The following is a 4,584-nucleotide window of genomic DNA, read 5'->3' on the forward strand; positions in this document are numbered from 1 at the left end:
TGGAAATGGGCACGACCACCTATTACCAGGCGCTCAACACCGTGTGCGGCGAGCCGGTGCTGCGCGAGCTGACCTGGCATATCCGCAACGACGAGGTGCAGCACTACAAACACTTCTACCACTACTTTCTCAAGTACCGCGAGCGCGAAGCCCTGGGTCGTCCGAAGGTCATGGCGTCGCTGTGGCGACGCGTCGCCGAGCTGCGCCAGAGCGACGCCGACATCGCCCTGCGGCATGCCGCGGCCTGGTATTTCCGCGGCCGCGAACAGCCGCCTTCGTTCAACGCCGTGAGTCAACAGGTGTACGCGCTGATGAGCGCGCAATACCCTGTTGACCTGGCCGTGCGCATGGCGCTCAAGCCCCTGCTGCTGGGCGGCCGCATGCAGCGCTGGGCCGAACGCCCACTGGCAGCGGTGGCCCGACGCGTCCTGCTGAACTGAGCCCGATGCCCCCTAGAGTCATGGCGTCAGTTTGACGTCAGCCTGGCGATAAACCCAAGGTGGATGACGCTCGGATCGATACCCGAGAAACGCGATCGGATACTCGGCGCGCGTGGCTTCCAAGGCCTCTCAGCGCGGTCTATAGTGGGCCGGGAATCGAGGTTTTTGGCGGCCTTTGGTGGAATCAGATGGGCTCTTTGGTGGCCTGCCGCCGTTGCCCTCGACGCTGGTGGTCTACGAACTGCGGCCAGTCCATCCGGGCTGTGAGCGCGACAATAATCGAGGAGACGCAAGATGCAAAAGTCCCTGCATATCGACCCGGACAAGTGCACGGGTTGCCTGCAATGCGAAATGGCCTGCTCGTATGAAAACTACGGCATCTTCAACACCGCCAAGAGCCGCATCAAGGTGTTCGACTTCCACGAAACCGGACGCAAGGTGCCCTACACCTGCACCCAGTGCGACGAGGCCTGGTGCCTGCGCGCCTGCCCGGTGGAAGCCATCAAGCTCGACGCCGCCACGGGTGCCAAGATCGTGCTGGAGGACATCTGCGTGGGCTGCAAGGTCTGCACCATTGCCTGCCCCTTCGGCACGGTGAACTACGTGGCCGATACCGGCAAGGTGCAGAAGTGCGACCTCTGCGGCGGCGAGCCGGCCTGCGCCGAGGCCTGCCCCACCGGCGCCATCACCTATGTGGATGCAAGCTGGACCGGGCTGTCGCGCATGCAGCAATGGGCCGGCAAGCTGGGCAACCAGAACACTCAAGCCTGAAGGAGACGACCATGACCTGGGCCGGAAAAATTCTGCGCGTGAACCTCACGCAAGGCACCACCAAGAGCGAGCCGCTGAACATGCAGTGGGCGCGCGACTACATCGGCCAGCGCGGGCTGGCCACCAAATATTTCGTCGAGGAGGTCGACGCCAAGGTCGACCCGCTGTCGCCCAACAACAAACTCATCTACGCCACCGGGCCGCTCACCGGCACCATGGTGTCCACCGGTGGGCGCTATTCGGTCATCACCAAAGGGGCGCTGACCGGCGCCATCGCCTGCTCCAACTCCGGCGGCTATTTCGGTGCCGAGATGAAGATGGCGGGCTGGGACATGATCGTCGTCGAGGGCAGATCGGCCAAGCCGGTGTATCTCTACATCGAGAACGACAAGGCGGAAATCCGCGATGCTTCGCCCATCTGGGGCAAGACCGTGTGGGAGACCGAGCCCTGGATCAAGAACCACCACCAGGATCCGCTGATTCGTGTCAACTCCATCGGCCGCGCCGGAGAAAACGGCGTGATGTACGCGGCCGTGGTGAACGACCTGCACCGTGCCGCCGGGCGCTCCGGCGTCGGCACCGTCATGGGCAGCAAGAACCTCAAGGCCATCGCGCTGCGCGGCACCCTGGGCGTGGGCCATGTGCGTGACCCGAAGGCCTTCTTCCAGGCCGTGAACGCGGGCAAGAAGGTGCTGCACGACAACGCCGTCACCGGCCAGGGCCTGCCGAAATACGGCACCCAGGTGCTGATGAACGTGATCAACGAAATCGGCGCCCTGCCCACGCGCAACCACCGCGACGTGCAGTTCGACGGCGCCAAGGACATCTCCGGCGAGGCCATGCACGAGCCGCGCAAGTCCGACGGCAAGCCCAACCTCGTCACCAACCAGGCCTGCTTCGGCTGCACCATCGCCTGCGGGCGCATCAGCAAGATCGACGAGCACCACTTCTCCGTGGAGAACAAGCCGCAGTACTGGGGCGCCTCGGGCGGCCTGGAATACGAGGCGGCCTGGGCGCTGGGCGCGGCCAACGGCGTCAACGACCTGGAGGCGCTGACCTACGTCAACTTCATCTGCAACGAAGACGGCATGGACCCGATCACCTTTGGCGCCACCGTGGGCGCGGTGATGGAGCTGTACGACATGGGCCTGCTCACCAAGGAGCAGCTCGGCGTCGACGCCCCGTTCGGTTCGGCCAAGGCGCTGGCCTACTTTGCCGAGATCACCGCGCGCGGCGAGGGCTTCGGCAAGGAAATCGGCCTGGGCAGCAAGCGCCTCACCGCCAAGTACGGTCACCCCGAGCTGAGCATGAGCGTCAAGGGGCAGGAGTTCCCGGCCTACGACTCGCGCGGCATTCAGGGCATGGGGCTGGCTTATGCCACGAGCAACCGCGGCGCCTGCCACCTGCGCGGCTACACCGTGGCGTCGGAAGTGCTGGGCATTCCGGTGAAAACCGACCCGCTGGTGGCCGACGGCAAACCCGAGTTGGTGAAAGCCTTCCAGGACGCCACCGCCGTGTTCGACTCGGCCGGCGTGTGTGTGTTCACCACCTTCGCCTGGACCCTGGCCGACCTGCAGCCGCAGCTGGCCGCAGCTTGTGATGAGGGTTTCAGCATGGAGAACCTGAGCACCATCGGCGAGCGCATCTGGAATATGGAGCGCGACTACAACAACCGCGCCGGCTTCACCGCGAAGGACGACACCCTGCCGCCACGCCTGCTGAAGGAACCGGCCAAAACCGGTCCCGCCAAAGGCATGGTGAACAAGCTGCCGGAAATGCTGCCCAAGTATTACGAGCTGCGCGGCTGGACGCCCGAGGGCACGCTCAAACCCGAGACGCGGACGCGGCTCGGCCTGTGAAGAAACGGCGCAAAGTTTCGCTCGCTTTGCTCGCACGATACTTTGCGCCGGTCTCGTCAGCCAAGCTGGCCTGGGGCGGCCCTGCGCCAGCTTGGAAATGGGGAACCCACATGAACCACCATGTCATCATCGGCAACGGCCCGGCCGGCGTCGTTGCGGCCGAAACCCTGCGCAAGAACGCACCGGCGGCCGACACCATCACCCTGATCGGCGACGAAGACGCACCGCCGTATTCGCGCATGGCCATTCCCTATCTGCTGCACGGCGACATCACCGAGCGCGGCACCTGGCTGCGCAAAGACCCGCACCATTGGCAGCAGCTCGGCATCGCGCTCAAGCGCGACCGGGTGAAAACCGTGGACACCGCCGCCAAAACCCTGGCGCTGGAATTAGGCGGCACGCTGGCCTTCGACACCTTGCTGATTGCCACCGGCTCCAAGCCCGCGCTGCCCCCCATCCCCGGCATTCACGCCCAGCGCGTGCATGCCTGCTGGACGCTGGACGACGCGCGCGCCATCGCGCAATTCGCGGTGCCTGGCGCGCGCGTCGTCCAGCTCGGCGCCGGCTTCATCGGCTGCATCATCATGGAATCGCTGGTGCGCCGTCGCGTGCAGCTCACGGTGGTGGAAATGGGCGACCGCATGGTGCCGCGCATGATGGGCGAAACCGCAGGCGGCATGATCCGCGACTGGGTGCAGGCCAAGGGCGTGGCGGTGCACACCGGCGCGCGCATCGAATCCATCGAATCCAACCCCGCCGATCTTCAAGCGCCCCTCGCGGTGCGCCTGTCCACGGGTGCGCGTCTGCCCGCCGATCTGGTGATTTCCGCCGCCGGGGTCAAGCCCAATATCGGCTTTCTCGAGGGCTCGGGCGTGCGCTGCCTGCAAGGTGTGCTGACCGACGAGCGCATGCAGTCCAATGTCCCCGGCATCTTTGCGGCGGGCGACTGCGCCGAGGCGTTCGACGCGATCTACGGCAAGCCCATCGTCAGTGCCATCCAACCCAATGCCGTCGACCAGGCCTATGTCGCGGCGATGAATATGGCGGGTAAGCACGCCCAGCTGCGCGGCGTGACCCAGATCAACGTGCTCGACACCCTGGGCCTCATCTCCTGCAGCTTCGGCCAGTGGCAGGGCGTTCCCGGCGGCCAGGGCGTGGAGTTGACCGACCGCCCCGGGCATCGCCACTTGAGCCTGCAGTTCGACGGTGACGTCATGGTCGGCAGCAACAGCATCGGCACCACCGCCCACATCGGCGTGCTGCGCGGACTGGTGGAAGGGCGGGTGAAACTCGGCGCCTGGAAAGACAAGCTGCTGGCCGACCCGACGCGGTTGATGGAGGCCTATCTCGCCTGCGCCCAGGCGCAAGACCACCGCAGCCTGCTCGCGGCCTGAGTAACCGTGTTGAAAGTCAAGCAGTGAGAGGCTGATTTTGAGCGTTCAGGTGGTCCCGGGTGATGGCATTGAGGTGGGTGATCAGCTTGCGCATGCAGGCGATCAAGGCCACCTTCTTGA

At 65.3% G+C, this 4,584-nt stretch carries 3 protein-coding genes and 2 pseudogenes; 4 read left to right on the plus strand and 1 reads right to left on the minus strand.

Features of this window, described 5'->3' with window-relative positions:
- The 4 genes and pseudogenes from ACYCUK_RS23455 to ACYCUK_RS23470 form a co-directional block, all read left to right on the plus strand.
- A pseudogene (locus tag ACYCUK_RS23455) lies at positions 1–440 on the plus strand (ferritin-like domain-containing protein); the annotation flags it as partial.
- 294 nt (positions 441–734) lie between these two features.
- Positions 735–1,211 (plus strand): 4Fe-4S dicluster domain-containing protein, encoded by a 477-nt coding sequence (locus ACYCUK_RS23460; protein WP_461597001.1) that lies wholly within the window; start codon positions 735–737, stop codon positions 1,209–1,211.
- A gap of 11 nt (positions 1,212–1,222) precedes the next feature.
- On the plus strand, positions 1,223–3,070 hold the full coding sequence (locus ACYCUK_RS23465) for an aldehyde ferredoxin oxidoreductase family protein (protein ID WP_461597002.1): 1,848 nt from the start codon (positions 1,223–1,225) through the stop codon (positions 3,068–3,070).
- A 110-nt stretch (positions 3,071–3,180) separates the two neighbouring features.
- The gene (locus tag ACYCUK_RS23470; protein WP_461597003.1) at positions 3,181–4,464 is read left to right on the plus strand and encodes an NAD(P)/FAD-dependent oxidoreductase; all 1,284 of its coding nucleotides are present in this window, start codon (positions 3,181–3,183) and stop codon (positions 4,462–4,464) included.
- 16 nt (positions 4,465–4,480) lie between these two features.
- Here the strand turns inward: ACYCUK_RS23470 and ACYCUK_RS23475 are convergent.
- Positions 4,481–4,584 (minus strand): annotated as a pseudogene (locus tag ACYCUK_RS23475) (IS110-like element ISCARN26 family transposase); the annotation flags it as partial.

It is taken from the genome of Thiomonas sp., from assembly GCF_054608695.1.

What these genes read in the sequence shown, in the direction of transcription:
- ACYCUK_RS23460 (WP_461597001.1), top strand. Translation starts at nt 735, where the DNA reads ATGCAAAAGTCCCTGCATATCGACCCGGACAAGTGCACGGGTTGCCTG.
- ACYCUK_RS23465 (WP_461597002.1), top strand. Translation starts at nt 1,223, where the DNA reads ATGACCTGGGCCGGAAAAATTCTGCGCGTGAACCTCACGCAAGGCACC.
- ACYCUK_RS23470 (WP_461597003.1), top strand. Translation starts at nt 3,181, where the DNA reads ATGAACCACCATGTCATCATCGGCAACGGCCCGGCCGGCGTCGTTGCG.